This window comes from Curtobacterium sp. MCPF17_021 (assembly GCF_003234605.2).
Lineage (GTDB): Bacteria > Actinomycetota > Actinomycetes > Actinomycetales > Microbacteriaceae > Curtobacterium > Curtobacterium flaccumfaciens.
In genome coordinates, this window is sequence record NZ_CP126252.1 from 3,175,420 (window position 1) to 3,191,452 (window position 16,033).

Annotated in this window: 16 protein-coding genes; 6 read left to right on the forward strand and 10 right to left on the reverse strand. The window is 68.9% G+C overall.

The genetic code is table 11. The annotated features are described in order from the left end of the window. Positions 1-27: 27 nt before the first annotated feature. On the reverse strand, positions 28-1,287 hold the full coding sequence (locus DEJ29_RS14925; RefSeq protein WP_111094458.1) for an endo-1,4-beta-xylanase: 1,260 nt from the start codon (positions 1,285-1,287) through the stop codon (positions 28-30). 89 nt (positions 1,288-1,376) lie between these two features. Between DEJ29_RS14925 and DEJ29_RS14930 the strand changes: the two genes are divergently transcribed. Next, positions 1,377-1,958, forward strand: a complete 582-nt coding sequence (locus tag DEJ29_RS14930; RefSeq protein WP_146248297.1) for a hypothetical protein — start codon at positions 1,377-1,379, stop codon at positions 1,956-1,958. A gap of 64 nt (positions 1,959-2,022) precedes the next feature. Here the strand turns inward: DEJ29_RS14930 and DEJ29_RS14935 are convergent, their stop codons facing one another. From DEJ29_RS14935 to DEJ29_RS14955, 5 genes are all read right to left on the reverse strand, one after another. Continuing rightward, complete coding sequence (locus tag DEJ29_RS14935; RefSeq protein WP_258375900.1) at positions 2,023-4,176, reverse strand: beta-galactosidase; 2,154 nt, start codon at positions 4,174-4,176, stop codon at positions 2,023-2,025. Continuing rightward, a complete protein-coding gene (locus DEJ29_RS14940) occupies positions 4,173-5,081 on the reverse strand; it encodes a carbohydrate ABC transporter permease (protein ID WP_111094456.1) in 909 nt (302 codons plus the stop codon). The genes DEJ29_RS14935 and DEJ29_RS14940 overlap by 4 nt, the downstream gene beginning before the upstream one ends. Then, positions 5,078-6,028, reverse strand: a complete 951-nt coding sequence (locus tag DEJ29_RS14945; RefSeq protein WP_111094455.1) for a carbohydrate ABC transporter permease — start codon at positions 6,026-6,028, stop codon at positions 5,078-5,080. Before DEJ29_RS14945 ends, DEJ29_RS14940 begins: the two co-directional genes overlap by 4 nt. 11 nt (positions 6,029-6,039) lie before the next feature. Then, the gene (locus tag DEJ29_RS14950; protein WP_111094454.1) at positions 6,040-7,377 is read right to left on the reverse strand and encodes an ABC transporter substrate-binding protein; all 1,338 of its coding nucleotides are present in this window, start codon (positions 7,375-7,377) and stop codon (positions 6,040-6,042) included. A gap of 147 nt (positions 7,378-7,524) precedes the next feature. Continuing rightward, positions 7,525-8,586: a LacI family DNA-binding transcriptional regulator gene (locus DEJ29_RS14955; protein WP_111094453.1), complete on the reverse strand. Its 1,062-nt coding sequence runs from the start codon at positions 8,584-8,586 to the stop codon at positions 7,525-7,527. Between the two features lie 257 nt (positions 8,587-8,843). Here DEJ29_RS14955 and DEJ29_RS14960 point away from each other — a divergent pair, with 257 nt between their 5' ends. Together DEJ29_RS14960 and DEJ29_RS14965 are read left to right on the forward strand one after the other, a co-directional pair. Beyond that, on the forward strand, positions 8,844-9,395 hold the full coding sequence (locus DEJ29_RS14960; protein ID WP_284173831.1) for a hypothetical protein: 552 nt from the start codon (positions 8,844-8,846) through the stop codon (positions 9,393-9,395). 89 nt (positions 9,396-9,484) lie between these two features. Continuing rightward, positions 9,485-10,978, forward strand: a complete 1,494-nt coding sequence (locus DEJ29_RS14965) for a family 20 glycosylhydrolase (RefSeq protein ID WP_284173832.1) — start codon at positions 9,485-9,487, stop codon at positions 10,976-10,978. A 56-nt stretch (positions 10,979-11,034) separates the two neighbouring features. Here DEJ29_RS14965 and DEJ29_RS14970 read toward each other — a convergent pair whose 3' ends face one another. Beyond that, positions 11,035-11,976, reverse strand: coding sequence for a LysR family transcriptional regulator (locus tag DEJ29_RS14970; protein ID WP_110861016.1), 942 nt, complete (start codon positions 11,974-11,976; stop codon positions 11,035-11,037). 119 nt (positions 11,977-12,095) lie between these two features. Here DEJ29_RS14970 and DEJ29_RS14975 point away from each other — a divergent pair, with 119 nt between their 5' ends. After that, complete coding sequence (locus DEJ29_RS14975; protein ID WP_111094450.1) at positions 12,096-13,055, forward strand: putative oxygenase MesX; 960 nt, start codon at positions 12,096-12,098, stop codon at positions 13,053-13,055. Positions 13,056-13,075: 20 nt separating this feature from the next. After that, complete coding sequence (locus tag DEJ29_RS14980) at positions 13,076-14,125, forward strand: methionine synthase (protein WP_111094449.1); 1,050 nt, start codon at positions 13,076-13,078, stop codon at positions 14,123-14,125. A gap of 138 nt (positions 14,126-14,263) precedes the next feature. Here the strand turns inward: DEJ29_RS14980 and DEJ29_RS14985 are convergent, their stop codons facing one another. Genes DEJ29_RS14985 through DEJ29_RS14995 form a run of 3 tightly spaced genes read right to left on the reverse strand, consistent with a single transcriptional unit; the run spans position 14,264 to position 15,199 of the window. Next, positions 14,264-14,683 (reverse strand): DUF1648 domain-containing protein, encoded by a 420-nt coding sequence (locus DEJ29_RS14985; RefSeq protein ID WP_146248295.1) that lies wholly within the window; start codon positions 14,681-14,683, stop codon positions 14,264-14,266. Between the two features lie 37 nt (positions 14,684-14,720). Then, a complete protein-coding gene (locus DEJ29_RS14990; RefSeq protein WP_214550083.1) occupies positions 14,721-14,990 on the reverse strand; it encodes a PLD nuclease N-terminal domain-containing protein in 270 nt (89 codons plus the stop codon). 5 nt (positions 14,991-14,995) lie between these two features. Continuing rightward, the gene (locus DEJ29_RS14995; protein WP_146248294.1) at positions 14,996-15,199 is read right to left on the reverse strand and encodes a hypothetical protein; all 204 of its coding nucleotides are present in this window, start codon (positions 15,197-15,199) and stop codon (positions 14,996-14,998) included. Between the two features lie 254 nt (positions 15,200-15,453). On the opposite strand from DEJ29_RS14995, the gene DEJ29_RS15000 reads away from it, so the two are divergent. Further along, entirely contained in the window at positions 15,454-15,879 is a 426-nt protein-coding gene (locus tag DEJ29_RS15000; protein WP_111094446.1) for a hypothetical protein, read from the forward strand. The last annotated feature ends 154 nt before the right edge of the window (positions 15,880-16,033 follow it).

The following is a 16,033-nucleotide window of genomic DNA, read 5'->3' on the forward strand; positions in this document are numbered from 1 at the left end:
GCACCGGGCCTCCAGTCCGTCAGGTGGTCACGCGACGATCTGCACCTGCGTGGGCACGTCGGTGACGGCGAACGGGGCGGACGTGCCGCGCACGTCGACCCGGTAGTCGCCGCGGAAGCCGCGGACCTGCACCCGACCGCGGTCGTCGGTGCGGAGCACCGTCGGGCCGAGCCACCACTCCTCCTTGACCAGGCGGCGGAGCGCGTCGTAGGACGGCTTGGGTGTCCCGTCGGCGCGGACGAGTCCGATCGGGGCGCCGAGCCAGGCGCCGGCGTCGGTGATGCCCCAGTAGGTGATCGCCTCGACGGAAGGGTGGCCGACCAGGCTCCGGTAGTGCCGTTCGATGTCGTGGGCCTGGCGCGCCTCACCCTCGGGCGTCGACGGCCACGAAGCAACCTGGTGGTCGTTGAGGTCGACGATGTGCGCGGGCATGAGGTCGCCGGAGACGAGCGAGGTCTCGGTCAGGTGCAGCGGCAGGCCGTAGCGGGCGAACCGGTCGACCATCGCGAGCATCGTGTCCTCGCCCCAGTAGCCCTGGTGCATGTGGGTCTGCAGTCCGATGACATCGATCTGCACGCCGGCCTCGAGCACGCCCTCGATCAGGCACTCGTACGCGCTCGACAGGTCGAAGTCGTTGAGCAGCAGGGTGGCGTGCGGGTTGGCGGCGCGGGCCTCCTCGAAGGCCATCCGGATCATCGGGATGCGGCCCTTCGCCCGGGCGAGCGGGGTGATCGCGTTGTCGCCGTTGTCGAACACCGGCATGATGACGACCTCGTTGATGGCGTCCCAGGTGTCGATCGTGCCCGCGAAAGCGGAAACCTCGCGGCGGATGCGCTCCCGCTGGAGCAGCTCGACCTCGTCCAGCGGGAGCCCCAGCAGCCAGTCGGGCTGCACGGTGTGCCAGACGAGCGGGTGACCCTTGAGGGCGATGCCGCGGTCGCGGAACCACTGCGCCGTCGTCAGGAGTCTGGCGGTGTCCGGGGCTCCGCGCTCGGGCTCGAAGCGGCCCCAGTAGAACGGGAGCGTCGCGGTGTTGAAGACGTCGGTGTAGAGGTCGGCGAGGTGCTCGGTGTCTGCTTCGTCTTGCGCTTCGGCGTTGGCTTCGCCGGCCGCTTCGCCTGTCGCTTCGCCGTTGGCGAGTCCGATGAAATCGAAGCCGATGTTGCCGAAGGCGAAGGCATGGCGGGTCTGCTCGACCGTGATGTCGGCATCGGGGATGGGTGCGCCGGTGGCATCGACGACCGTCAGGGTCGTCTCACCGAAGCGGTGCTCTGTTGCGTGCGTCATCGCGCGTCCTCCGACATCGTCGTCCGGGATTTGTTGTGCGCGCAAACATAGCAGCGGAGGACGTGGACGTCACGCCGTAGATTGATGGTGTGAACTCGCAGAAGCACTGCGCTCGACGCACCACGAGGTGGATGCCGGTGCTCGCCTGCGTGTTCGGGGCCGTTCCTGCACGCCCGCCGCGGCCGACGACGCGGCACCCCCTCACCATCGGCGTCGCCGTTGTGGCCGTCGTGGCCCTCGTGTCGCTCGCGGCGTGTTCCGACCACCCGACACCGGAAGAGAACGACAAGGCGCACTCCCGCTGGATGCAGGCTGTCCAGGAGCGATGGGCCGGACAGCCCGGCGAACTGGGCAGCGGCGCTGGCACGAACGACTCGTCGAGCCGGCTCTCCTTCGGCGATGACGGGGCCGGGGACCGTGCGCGGATCCGCGTTTCGGTCACATGCCAGGGCGGCGGAACCGTGCAGATGGCCGTGTGGGCAGGACGCATCGGTGCGAACGGGTCGGAGACGGGCAAGCGACTCACGTCACGCTCCGTCCACTGCGGACATGACGAGGACCTGTACGTGGTCACGTCGAGCGGGTGGATCACGATCGGACCGACCGCCGGCGACGGCACCGTCGGCTGGTACGCAGCGGCCTACAGCGACCTCGCCGCACGCTCGAGCTGAGCTCCCGCCCGGACAGAGGAGCAGGCGGACCGTCCGACCCGACGGCCCGCCTGCTCCGGTCTCGCTAGGCGACGACGACCACCCGGACGTCCCACGGCCCGAGCTCGAGCACGGCATCCGCGTCGAGCGCCGTGCCCTCGAACAGGTCCTCCGCGGCAACCGGCACCGTGTACGTGCTCGGTCCCCACGACCAGTTGTGGATGACGTGCACCGTCTCGCCACGACCGTTGACCGAGCTCGCGACCGACTGCGTGTCGGCCTGCGGCTGCCAACTCGGCGACCCGCTTCCCTGCGCGACCGCCCACTCCGTGATCGCTGCGGCGAGCGCCGGATCCGGGACGGTCCCGACGTAGGTGACCCGACCGGCACCGTGCGACCGCGTGGTCACCGCCGCGAAACGACCGTGGTGCGGGTGGTCGTACCCGACGAGCACGTCGGCGTCGTCGACGAGCAGGCCGTCCGCCCACCGGGTCGCCGTCGCCCCGGCCGGCACGGTGAACCCGTGCGCAGCGGCAGCGGCTCCGGCCGACACCGGGATGCGTCGGCCGAGGTTGCTGAACTCGTCGTAGTGCACGCCTGCGGGCACGTCGAGGAACGCGGGCTTCCGTTCGAGCCGCGCACGGGCCTCTTCGTCCTCGTACCCGGTGCGGATGCCGACGACCAGGTGGCCACCCGCCTCGGCGTAGGCGGCGAGCCACTGCAGCTGGGCGTCGGTCGCGATGGTGAACGCGGCAGCGACGAGCACCGGTCGCTCCGCGGCGAACGACGCCGGATCACGGTCGAAGACCTGCGACGGGTGCACGGTGTTCGCCTGCAGTCCGGCGTCGAAGACGCCCCGGGCGAAGGCGTCGTGGACGGTCTGCCACGACCGCCGGTCGGGCTCCATGCCGTCGCCGAGCGCCGGGTGCTCGTTCAGCGCCCACTTCGACTCGTTCGAGAACAGCAGGGCGACGTCGGCTTGTGGGCGGAGGCCGGCGACCCGGTCTCCCGCGTGCGCGAACTCCGCACCGATCCGGGCGATCTCCTCGTACGTGCGACCGGGCTGCTGCGAGTGTGGCAGGACGCCACCCCAGTACGTCTCGACGCCGGAGTGCAGCGTGTGCCAGTGCCAGTACTCGATCATCGATGCGCCGCGGGACACGAGGGCCCAGGCCGCCTGGCGCCACTGCCCTTCGTAGGCCGGCTCGTTCATCCACGAGAACCCGATGGCCTGCGCGTTCGTCTCGGTGACCAGGAACGGCGCCTGCTTCGACCCGTACATGCGGTCGCCCGAGGCGAAGATCGACCAGGCACCGGACGAGGTCCAGAACTGTGCGGGCTCCTCGGTGCTCGGCAGTTCGAGAGCGTCCTGCATCCGGTAGTACGGGTTGCCGGCGGTGACGTCGAGCGCCCGGGTGAGCACCTCGTCCTCGACGGTCGGCCGCTCGTACGCGATGCACGTGGTCACGAACTGGTCCGGACGCGAGTACTCCCGCACGACCGACGCCTGCCAGGCGATGAAGTCCGTCGTGATCGATGCCTGGAACCGGCGCCATGCCAGGTCGTACTGCGGCTGCGCGTTGCCGTCCGGCGTCCACAGGTCGGCCCAGGTGGACAGCCGGTGGGACCAGTAGGTGAGCCCCCACTCCTCGTTCAGCCGCTCGACGCTGCCGTAGGTGTGGCGCAGGTGGTCGACGAAGCGCTGGAACACCTCGGGGTTGGCGATGAGTTCGTTGCCCGGCTCGTTGTCGACCTGGTAGCCGATCACGGCCGGGTGCTCGGCGTACCGGGCGACGATCTTCCGGATGACCCGCTCGGCGTGGAACAGGAACGCCGGGTGGGCGTAGTCGATCTCCTGCCGGGCACCCCAGCCCATCGCCTCGCCGTCGGTGCGGCGGCGGACGTTGATCTCCGGCACGATGCGGGCGAGCCACATCGGGACGGCGTAGGTCGGCGTGCCGAGGATCACCCGGATGCCGTGCTCGTGGGCGGCGTCGAGCACCGGCGCGAGCCACTCCAGGTCGAAGCGGCCGTTCTCCGGCTCCCAGGTGCTCCAGACGGACTCGCCGACGCGGATGACCGAGAACCCGGCCTCCTGCATCAGGCGCATGTCCTCGTCGAGCCGAGGGGTCGGCTGGTACTCGTGGTAGTAGGCGGCGCCGAAGAGGACGCGGTCGTGCTGCATGGTGCTGGGTGCTCCGTTCGAGAAGGATCGGTTGTGGGTGGGGGCGTCGGTCATCCCTTGACCGCCCCCGCGGTCAGCCCGTCGAGCAGCTGCTTGCGGAGGAGCAGGAACACGAGGATCGTCGGCACGCTCGCCAACACGGCGCCGGCGAGCACCAGGTCGTACGACCGGTTCTCCGACGCGAAGATCGCGTTGAGGCCGAGGGGCAACGTGTACTGGCTCGAGTCGGACAGCAGGACCAACGGCCACTGGAACGAGTTGTAGCTCTGCAGGAAGCTCCACACCGCCAGGGCGCCGAGCGACGGCCGGAGCAGCGGGAGCACGACCCGGCGGAACGTGCCGAACTCGGAGTTGCCGTCGATGCGCGCCGCCTCGATGAGCTCGTCGGGGATCGCCTGCACGATGAACTGCTGCATCATGAAGATGCCGAACGCCGGTGCCACCCAGGGCACGACGAGCGAGAACCAGGGATTCGTGAGCCCGGACTTCACCACCAGGATGAAGAGCGGTACGAGGATCACCGCGAACGGCACCGACAGCGACGAGAACATCACCGCGAACAGGATCCGCTTGCCCCGGAACCGGAACTTCGCGAACCCGTACCCGGCCATCGCGCAGACGAACACGGACACGACCGTCGCGATCAGGGCGGTGCCGACGCTGATGCCGAACCACCCCCAGAACGGCTGTGTGGCGAGCAGGTTCGTGTAGTTCTCGCCGGTCGCCGGGCTCGGGATGAGCGAGGGCGGTGTCGCGAAGATGTCGCCGCGCTGCTTGAACGAGCCGGACAGTGCCCAGAGCAACGGGAACACGAACACCAGCAGCAGGGCCACGAGGGTGGCGTAGAGCAGGCCGCGGCGAGCGATCCAGCCCCTGGTGCGCGGTGGTCCGGACCGGGGCGCCCGGCTTCCGACGGTCGTGACGGCCCGGGTGTCCGGGCGGTCGGTGGTGGCGGTCATGCGTCCCTCCCGATGGCGAGTGCGCGGTTGAGGATCTGGCTGACGCCGAACACGACGACGAACAGCACGACACCGGCGGCTGCCGCGTACCCGAACTGCTGCCGTTCGAAGGCGGCGCGGTAGATGAACATGGCGACGGAGAGGGTGGCCTCGCCCGGTCCGCCCTTCGTGAGCAGGTAGGGCTCGTCGAACAGCTGGGCGGCGCTGATGAAGCTCGTCACCACGACGAACGCCGTGACCGGGCGGATCGCCGGGAGCGTCACGTTGGTGAACTTCCGGAAGGTGCCTGCCCCGTCGAGCGATGCGGCCTCGTACTGCTCGGGCGACACGTTCTGCAGTGCCGCCAGGAAGAAGATCGTCAGGTACCCGACCGTCCGCCACAGGAGCACGAACCCGATGGCGACCTTCGCGAGCGTCGGGTCGCCGAGCCAGTCGGTGTTCGGCAACCCGAACAGCGCCTTGAGCGTGGCGTTGAGCAGCCCGTAGTTCGTGTCGAAGACCAGGCTGTAGATGAGCGCGATGACGATCGGCGACAGCACCATCGGGATGAAGAACGTCACGCGGAACAGGTCACGGGCGCGGAGTCCCTTGGCGTTCAGCGCCTGCGCGACCAGCAGCGAGCACGGCACGATGACGAACACCGCGATGAGCGTGTAGATCAGCGAGTTGACCAGGGCGGTGCCGAAGCTGGTGTCCCGGAACAGGTTCACGTAGTTGGACAGGCCGATCCAGTTCGGCGTGCCGAGGCCGACCCACTCGGTGAGTGACAGGTACACGGCGGCGAGCACCGGCACGATCATGAAGAGCCCGTACAGCACGTAGAACGGTGCGATGAACAGGTACGGCGCGCTGCCCCCGTTCGTGTTCAGGCGTCGGCGGCGGACCGGCGGATCGGTGGTGGTGGTGGTCGTGGCGGACACCGGGATACCGGTGGCGGTCGTGGACATCGTCGTCCTCCTCAGGCGCGGGTCTGGCCGCGGAAGTCGGCCGCAGCGGCGTCGAGCGCCTGCTTCGGGGAGATCTGGCCCTTGTAGGCCTTGATGAGGTATCCGCTCAGGACCGTCTGCAGGATCGAGGCGTCGGCGCTCTGGTGCTGCGAGGGCACGTCGTCGACGACCGACTTGTAGACGCCGAACAGCTGCTGCCCACCGAAGTACGGGTCGCTCAAGGCCGCGAGCCGCGGGTCGTCGTAGACGGAGCGCAGGGTGGGCAGGTACCCGAGGTCCTGGTAGCGCTTCACCTGCTGGTCCGGGTCGAGGTACGCGGCGAGCACCAGGTCGATCCCGGCCTTCGTGAGCGGCTTGTCGCGGAGCACCGAGAACCCGGTGCCGCCGCCGACGCTCGTCGTGCTGCCACCGCCGGCGAACCGGGGCAGGTTCCGCACCTTCCACTTGCCCTTCTGCTCGGGCACGTTCGGCTTGATGCCGTAGCTGGCGTACCAGGACGGCATGTCGACGGCCAGGATCGTGCCGCCCTTCAGCCCGGACTGCAGGCTCGGTCCGTACATGTCGGCGACCGTCGCGATCGCGCCGGACTGCACACCGTCGACCAGGAACTGCAGGGTTCGCTCGGCCTCCGGTGTCTGGATCGTGATGCCGCCGTCCTCGTCGTACAGGTCGCCGCCGCGCTGGAGCAGCAGGATCTGGTAGCTCTGCAGGGTGCCGCCCGGATCGGTGACCGCCACGGCGTGCAGCGAGACGCCCTTGCTCGTGTGGAGCTTCGCGCCGACGTCCATGTACTCCTCCCACGTCGTCAGGTCGTCGGGGATCCCGAGGGCCTCGAACTGGTCGGTGCGGTGGTAGTAGACGCACAACGGGGTGTCCGAATCGAGCGCGTAGAGGTGCCCGTCCTTCGAGAACGGCGTGAGTCGCGCAGCGATCAGGTCGTCCTTGCGCGACGCCACCGACGGCGACAGGTCGCTCAGCAGTTCCTTCGCGATGTCCCCGCGCAGCATCCGGCAGAAGGCGCCGATCTCGAGCCCGGCGACGTCCGGCGTGCCCGTGCCGGCGACTGCCTGCGCGATGAGCTTGGTCGGGATGTCCGCCGCTGCGATCGTGGTGATGTCGAGCGCGAAGTCGAAGTCGGACTTCCGGTCCGCGACCGGCAGCGCCTCGGTGAAGAACTTCTCGTAGCCGGGGTCGTGTGTCCAGAAGGACAGGTCGGCGCGTCCGGAACGGACGGCGGCCGTCGACTGCGGGGAGCAGCCGGCGAGCAGGGCGCCGAGGGCGATGCTGCCGCCCGCGGCGGCGCCCCAGCGGAGCAGGTCGCGTCGGCTCGGCCCACGGCCTGGAGGCACGGGTGGCGCGGGTGGGGGAAGTCGCCTGGGTACTGGGGTCACGGAGGTCTCCTGACGTCGTCGTCGAGGTGCGTGCGGAAGTGGCGGTGAGCGCGTGTGAGCGCTCACTCACGGGACGGACGCAAGCCGCGCCTCCCGTCCGGTGGTTCAGTCGGCGGGGCGGAGGTGGCGCCGCGCGGGCGACGGTGGCGCGCTGGTGGCACGCGTGATCAGCTGGCCGGGCAGCATCCGGTGGCGCTCGGCAGGCGGGTGGCCGTCGAGCGTGCGGAAGAGTCGGTGCATCGCGAGGCGGGTGGCCTCGTCGAAGTCCTGGCGGATGGTCGTGAGCGGTGTCGGCAGGTAGGCCGAGATCGGCATGTCGTCGAAGCCGACGATGCTGACGTCAGCCGGCACCGACAGCCCGTGCTGCTGGATGGCGGACATCGCCCCGATCGCCATCTGGTCGTTCGCCACGAAGACCGCGGTCACGTCACGGCGTCCGAGCAGCGAGCGCATGGCCTCGTAGCCGCTCTGCGGGGACCAGTCCCCCTCGACCGGTGCGTGTTCGGCGACGCCGGCGTCCTGCAGCGCCGCGCGCCATCCGGCCAGTCGCCGGGAGCTCGAGGTCCAGTCCGCCGGGCCGGCGATGTGCCACACGGTCTCGTGGCCGAGGGCGAGCAGGTGGTCGGTGGCCGCGAAGGCGGCGCCGCTCTCGTCGAGCCCGACAGCCAGCGTGTTCTCGCGGTCCGCGACGTCGGGCGGGCCGAGCGTCAGCACCGTCACACCCTGGGGCAGACGGAGCTGGTCCATCTGGTTCTCGACCGGCTCGGAGAAGACGATCGCCTCGACGTCCTGGCCGACGAGCGAGTCGACCGCCGGCTGGAGCTCGGATGCGGTCGCGGCGACGGTCCGGACGATGGCCAGGCTGTAGCCGTTCGTGCGGCAGGCCTGCTCGACGCCCGTGAGCATGGCGGTCGGGCCGTACAGGTTCGTACCGATGGTGATGATGCCGACGCGGCGGGAGCGCTGGGACTTGAGCGAGCGGGCGGCGGCGTTCGGGCGGAAGCCCAGCTCCGCGATCGCCGCTTCGACCTCGGCACGGACGGCTGCAGTGACGTGCGGCTCGTCGTTGACGACACGGGAGACGGTCTTCTGGGACACCCCGGCGCGAGCCGCGACGTCGGTCATGGAGGCCGGACGGAGGCGGTGAACCGAGGCGTTGCCGTTCATCGTCAGCTCCTTCGCTGCTCCGTGGGTCCGGTGGGGGCCGGGTATGGGAGCAAGACAACCACGGGATTGTCTACGTAGTCAAGAACGATTCCGCGGTGGTCATCGCAGCTGCAAGGTTGTGGCTCGTATTGATGTGCAGCATTCTGGATTGGTTGGCCGTGCCGAGCGCGAACCGAGAGGAAGAACATGGAGAAGATCCGGGTCGCATGCCGCGCGGGCGGAGACGAGCGTTGAGGGCGTCAGGCACCTGGCCCTCCGTGCGCAGAGCTGCCGCCGCCGCCTTGATGGTCGCCACCACCGGCGCCTCACTGCTGGCGGTCGACAACCTGCTCGGCTTCATCGGAACGCACACGCTCACCGCGGGCTCAGTGCCGATGGTCGCAGCACTCACCGTGTCTGCAGGAATCGTGGCCGCTGCCGGTGCCGCGCTCGCACGCGACGCTGCGTGTCTGGTCATCGCTGTCGCCGTCGTCTGCTTCGTGGCGACCCTCTCCCCCGCGACCAGCAGTCACCTGTGGCTCTCCATCGCGGTCGTCCTGCAGGCGCTCGTCCCGTTGACCTTCGCTGCCGGCGGGCTGCTGGTCCTTCGCGGTCCACAGAACTTCGCCGCCGTGCGGGTCCTCGCGGTGATGCTCGTGGGGTTCGCCGCCGCTTGGATCGTCACCGCGTTCATCCCGGTGGCGCTCGTGGCGTTCCTCCTCGCGCAGGCCGGCACGCTGGTCGTCGGGGCTGCCCTCAGCCTGCAGCCGGTTCTTCGCCGCGCCCGGAGTCTTGTGCATGCGCTGTGGGCGAGTGCGGAGGTCCGCTGAGGAGCCCCCCTGCACGTCGCTGGGCGATGTGCGTTCGACGCGGTGCGGATACGATCGTGCGCGCATCCTGACTCAACGAGGGCAACGGGGTGTTCGAGGGGGAGAACGTCGTGGTGCGTCAACAGGGGCACGTGGGTCCCGGATCGTCTGCCAGACGCGCGCTCGCGGTCGGCCTGGCGATCGCCCTGTCGGCCGCAGCTCTGGTCGGCATTCGTGCAACGGCAGGATCAGCGGACACCGCAGCCTCGGCGGTGACGGTCACGAAGGTCACCGCGACGACGACCGTCACCTCGACCGGCACCGCCGTTCGCACCACGCTCAAGGTCAAGAACACCGCCTCGGTGCGGAAGCCGGCTTCCTCCGCGTGGCTGTACCTGTCCGCCGGCACGAAGAAGTACACGCTCGGCCGGGTCGCGGTGAAAGCACTCGCCGCTGGGTCGAGCACCTCGGTCACCGCAGTTCGCGGGACACCTTCCCGTGCCGAAGCCGGCAAGTACTCCGTCCTCGCCTGCGTGGGTGCGTACTCCGCGAAGCAGTGCCGCACGTCGTCTGCGACCGTCACCACCAAGCCGACGAAGCGCGCGCGTCCGGAGACGGGCGTGATGCTCGACGTCGCTCGCGCCTACTACCCCGTGGCGTTGCTCAAGCGGTACATCGACCTCCTCGCCGACGATGGCGGCCGCTTCCTGCACCTGCACCTCACCGATGACCAGAACGTCGGGATCGAGAGCACGGTGCTCGGCCAGACCCTCGCCAACGCTGATCTCGACGACGGCGTGTACACGAGCCGCGTGACCCATCGCCCGTTCCTGAGCGCCGCGCAGGCACGCTCGATCGCCGCCTACGGGGCGAAGCGAGGCGTCGCGATCGTGCCGGAGATCGACACTCCCGGACACATGGCCGCCGCCTTCGCCCTGCTCGAGGCGGAACACGGCACGAAGTGGGTCGACCGCATCCGTTCGGGCGAGAACGAGCTCGACACGTCGGCGCCCGAGAGTCTCGCGCTGGCGAAGAAGCTGTACGCGGAGGCGCAGCAGACCTTCCCCTCCAGCCGAACCGTGCACATCGGCGGCGACGAATGGGGCGACGACGTCACCGCCGCCCAACGCGTCGCCTGGATGAACGCGATGGCGGCCACGGTCGGCAACCGCGAGGTCTGGGCCTGGAACGACGGGATCGATCGGGTCGCGGTCGGGCGACTCGATCCGCGCATCCACGTCACGTACTGGAGCTTCGACGGCGACACCGAGGACGCAGCCGAGCGGCGCGAACGCCGAGCGCGACGGGCAAGTGCGGTCGACCTGCAGCAGGCCGGGGTCGACCTGCTCAACTACAACTCGTACTACCTCTACGAGGTGCCGACCGACCTCGAACCGGCGGACAGCGAGTACACCGTCGCCGACCTCCGCGAGAACTGGTCACTCCGGGCGTGGGACGGCGACTCCGGTTCGCGGCTCGCGGCTCCGATGTCGGGCGCCGCCGTCGCGATCTGGGGTGAGGACCTCGAGGACCCGCCATCTGACGCGCTCCTGCGGTGGAGCGCACCGCACGTGAGGGCGATGATCGAGACCGCAGCCTCCTGACGGACGCATGTCGGGCCTCCAGGCCGATCGCTGGACCCGCCGGACCCGCCGCCTGCCTACCCGAGCGGCTCGACGCCGTAGCTGGTGACCACCGCACGCAACTCGTCCAGGTACGTCTGCGCCTGCACGGTGAGGGGAACCGAAGCGTGCGCGATCCAGCCGATCTCGATGCGTTCGTCGACGTCGAGGGGGATGGCGACGATCTCGGGGTCGAGGTCATCGCTGATGAGCCCGGTCGAGATCGTGTAGCCACCCAGGCCGATCATGAGGTTGAAGATCGTCGCCCGGTCCGAGACACGGATCTCCCGCTTGCTCGACATCGTCGACAGGATCTCCTCCGCCAGGTAGAAGGAGTTGTTGGCGCCCTGGTCGAACGTGAGCCGAGGCAGGTCGGCGAGGTCTTCGAGGGTCGCCCGCTCCCGTGACGCGAGCGGGTTCCGCTTGGCGACGAAGATGTGCGGCTGCGCGACGAACAGCGGTGTGAACACGACCCCGGCGTCCCGCAGCAGCTTGCCGAGCACCTGCTTGTTGAAGTCGTTGCGGTAGAGGATGCCCACCTCGCTGCGCAGCGTGCGGACGTCCTCGATGATGTCCCAGGTGCGCGTCTCGCGCAGCGAGAACTCGTACTCGTCTGCAGCCGCTGCTTCGACCATCCGGACGAAGGCCTCCACCGCGAACGAGTAGTGCTGGGCGGACACCCCGAGCAGCCGACGCGACCGCTGGCCGCCGACGTACCGCTGCTCGAGCAGGGACACCTGCTCGACGACCTGTCGGGCGTACCCGAGGAACTCGACGCCGTCGACGGTGAGCACCACGCCCCTGGCCGATCGGGTGAAGAGCGGGCGTCCGATCCGCGTCTCGAGGTCCTTCATCGCTGCAGACATCGTCGGCTGCGACACGTAGAGCAGGTCGGCCGCTGCGCTGATCGAGCCCTCGGTCGCGACCTCGATGAAGTACCGGAGCTGCTGCAGGGTGATGTCGTTCGAGACCCGGGCCATAGGCCGAGGCTATACCGGTGCATAGCGTCTCGGTATTACCTGATGGCCCACGAATCCCGCCATGATCGAGGAACCCCTTCCCCAGCGCCCACGGGCGCTCGACGAACAGATTGCCGACCATGGCGAACGAACTCACCTTCAGCATCACCCGGACCCCGTTCGACGAGGACTACTCCCCTGCCGACAGCTCCCGGTTGACCACGAACTTCGCCAACCTGGCGCGCGGCGAGCACCGTCAGCAGAACCTCCGTGCTGCGCTGACGATGATCGACGGGCGAGCGAACGAGCTCTTGGCTGCCGGTGACCGCTACCGCCTGCAGCTCGACATCGTCTCGGCCGCACTGCAGTTCTCCGACGGTGGATCGGACGCCGAGTTCCCGCTGCTCGAGATGCTCGACGTCACGATCGTCGACCAGCACACCGGCGAGCACCACCACGGCATCCTCGGCAACAACTTCTCGTCGTACCTGCGCGACTACGACTTCTCCGTCCTGCTGCCGTCATCGCCGGGCTTGCCGTCTGACTTCGGGGCGCTGCACGGGGCGCTCTTCCAGCGCTTCCTGGAGTCGTCCGCGTTCCGCTCAGACTTCAGTGCCGAGCCCGTCGTGTGCATCAGCGTCTCGACGAGCCAGACCTACCGCCGCACCGGGTACGTCCACCCGGTCCTCGGCGCCGAGTACGAGCACGAGCACTCCTCGCTCACCGACGACTACTTCGGCCGGATGGGCATGCGGGTCCGGTACTTCCAGCCCGCCGGGGCGGCTGCCCCGCTCGCGTTCTACACGCGCGGCGACCTGACCGGCGACTACACGGACATCCAGCTCATCGGCACGATCGCCACCATGGAGACGTTCCAGAAGATCTACCGCCCGGAGGTCTACGCCGCGAACACCCCGGCCGGCAGCACCTACCGTCCCACCCTCGACCACACCGACTTCACGCCCACCCCGGTGACGTACGACCGCGAGGAGCGCAGCCGCCTCGGGATCACCCAGGGCCGGTGGACCGAGGAGCACCTCGTGACGCCGCACCACGCGCTCCTCTCGCGTTTCGCTGCCGACTCCGTCCCCGCCCGCTGACCGTCTGGACCGTCACCTCCATGAGTTCTCTCCTCCCCACCTCGATCGTCGGCAGCCTGCCGAAACCGTCCTGGCTCGCCGAGCCCGAACAGCTCTGGTCCCCCTGGAACCTGCAGGGGGCATCGCTCACCGAGGGCAAGCAGGACGCACTCCGCTCCGCCGTCCACGAGCAGGAGCGGCACGGCATCGACATCGTCAGCGACGGCGAGCAGACCCGCCAGCACTTCGTCACGACGTTCATCGAGCACCTCGACGGCGTCGACCTCGAGCGCAAGGAGACCGTCCGGATCCGTGACCGGTACGACGCGGCCGTCCCGACCGTGGTCGGTGCCGTGAGCCGCCGGGCGCCCGTCTTCGTGGAGGACGCGAAGTTCCTGCGCGCCCAGACCGACCGGCCGATCAAGTGGGCGCTGCCCGGCCCGATGACCATGATCGACACGCTCTCCGACCAGCACTACAAGAGCCGCGAGAAGCTGGCGTGGGAGTTCGCCACGATCCTCAACCAAGAAGCCCGCGAACTGCAGGACGCCGGCGTCGACATCATCCAGTTCGACGAGCCCGCCTTCACCGTCTTCCACGACGAGGTGCAGGACTGGGGCGTGGCCGCGCTCGAGCGTGCAGCCGAGGGTCTGCGCGCCGAGACCGTCGTGCACATCTGTTACGGCTACGGCATCGAGGCGAACAACAAGTGGAAGGAGACGCTCGGAGCGGAGTGGCGGCAGTACGAGCAGTCCTTCCCGCTGCTGCAGCAGTCGTCGATCGACATCGTCTCGCTGGAGTGCATCCACTCGCACGTCCCCCTCGAGCTCGTCGAGCTTATCCGCGGCAAGAAGGTCATGCTCGGGGCGATCGACGTCGCCACCGAGACCGTCGAGACCCCCGAGGAGGTCGCGGAGGTCCTGCGTCGGGCGCTCGAGTTCGTCGACGCCGACAAGCTCATCCCGAGTTCCAACTGCGGGATGGCGCCCCTGGCGCGGGGTGCGGCGCTGGACAAGCTCGGCGCACTGTCCGCTGGTGCGGACATCGTGCGAGCCGAGCTCGTCGGCACGGCGGTCCCGTCGGCCCACTGATCACCGCGAGACACCACGGCGGCTCCCTTCCGGAAGGAGGAGAGCCGCCGTTCGTGTTGCGTCCGCCGCGTGGGCGGCTCTCACCCCGGCCTGGAGGCGCGGCTGCGCTCCGGCTGGCAGGTCACGCCGGCAGTGGCGTCACCTTCCACCGCCCCTCGCGGGGGAAAGCAACCAGTACGGGACAAACGCCCACGCGGGCGCCGCCGCGAGAAGCCACCAAGCCGTCGGACTCAACGTCGAAGACGCCAATCCCACAATGATCAGCCAGCTCATCGCGAGAGCCGCAACGAACCCTGCGGTGACCGCACACGAGATGCGACCTCTGCGCCGGTCGTGAGCAAAAGCGGAGCCGACCGCCCCCACGAGGAACAGCGCCTGTACCGCCGCGAGCAGGATCGCGGTTCCCAACGGAGTTCCGTACCCGCTCGGGCTGCCATCCGGGCCGAACGTCGTCGCGATCCGGTCGGGCAACCGATCCCACCAGACGCTGGTGACCGCGACCTCGACCACGACGGGGAACGCAGCAGCGACGGCTGCGAACAAGGCACGCGGATTCATGCTGCGGACAGGGTGCTGATCCGACCGAAAGTTCCCCTCACCGCTGGCCAACGTCGTCACTTCTGGGCTCGATCGACCGTTCGCGGTGCCGAGCGACGAACCACGTTGCCGGCCCGATGATCGGAGCGAACAGGACGACGAGAGTCCATCCGAGCAAACGACGGCCAAAGGTCGACCGAGATCGGATCAGCGAGATGAACGCTGCGAGTGCGAGGAACAGCGCGAAGAGGGATACGGCCATCAGCACGCCGTCGAGCGCTGTTGGAACAAGTGGATTCATCATCTGCTCCTCCTGCCAAGACGCCATTCCGCTCACTCCCAGCGGTTGTATGTGATCGCGCCGTTGCCCTTGGCGCTGAGGCGCTGGATCGAGGAGTAGGTGCTCCACGCAACCGTGCCCCATGGAGTCGGCACACCGCGCTTCACGACGACCTTGCACTTCGCAGTGGCCTGTCCGCCGACGACGGCGCAGGCTGCGCCGATCGAGACGACACGTCCGTAGGTTGACTGCTTCATGGACATTCCCCTCGCTCTCCTGCCTCAACGCCGGCTTTCGCGTCGGCGGCGTTGCCGACAACGAGCAGTCAACTTCGTGATACATCAGATCTGCAACTTCCGAATTGTTCCGGGCGTGTCGTTGACGCGCGGAGGGCTATCGGCCGATCGAGTGGCGCGCCAAGGCGGCCCCGGACTCCGAGGTTCGAGTCCACCCCGCCCACCAGGGGGACGGCGTCTGCGAAGCGTCAGACTCGAGGGCGTTGACTACGTTCATGATCACCAAGGGCGTCATCCACCAGGTCGAGAGTGCGACTGTCCGGGATCGCAACGGCGTGTCAGTCGGCAAGGTCGTGCAGGTGTTCCCCTCCGACCAGGACGGCAGTGCGGCCTACGTCTGTGTCGCGACGGGACTGCTCGGGCGACACCAGGCGCTCGTCCCCGCCGACGACGCCACGTTCGACGGCACGGACGTGCACGTCGGGTACACGAAGGACGCAATCAAGGACGCGCCGTCCCTCGGAGCCGGACGCACCTTGTCCCCCGCCGAGGCGAACGCCGTCCGCAAACACTTCGGGCTGTCCCCCGCCGGCGCTGCAACCGGGGACATGGGCGACCCACACGAGAACCTCGACCAGGCCGGGACGGGTCTTGCGGGTGCGGACGACACCGAGGGCGCAGGGACGACCCCGCCGGCCTGAACCACACCGGGGTGAACAGCGCCGAGGCCACGGCTTTCGCCTACACCCAAGCAAGCCAGCGGCCGGTCCTCTGGCGGGTGCGTACTCCCTCGTTGATGCGCGCTGCTGTGAGCGTGGCCGACGCGGGTCTCTCGGAGGAGCATGCCCGTCTTCG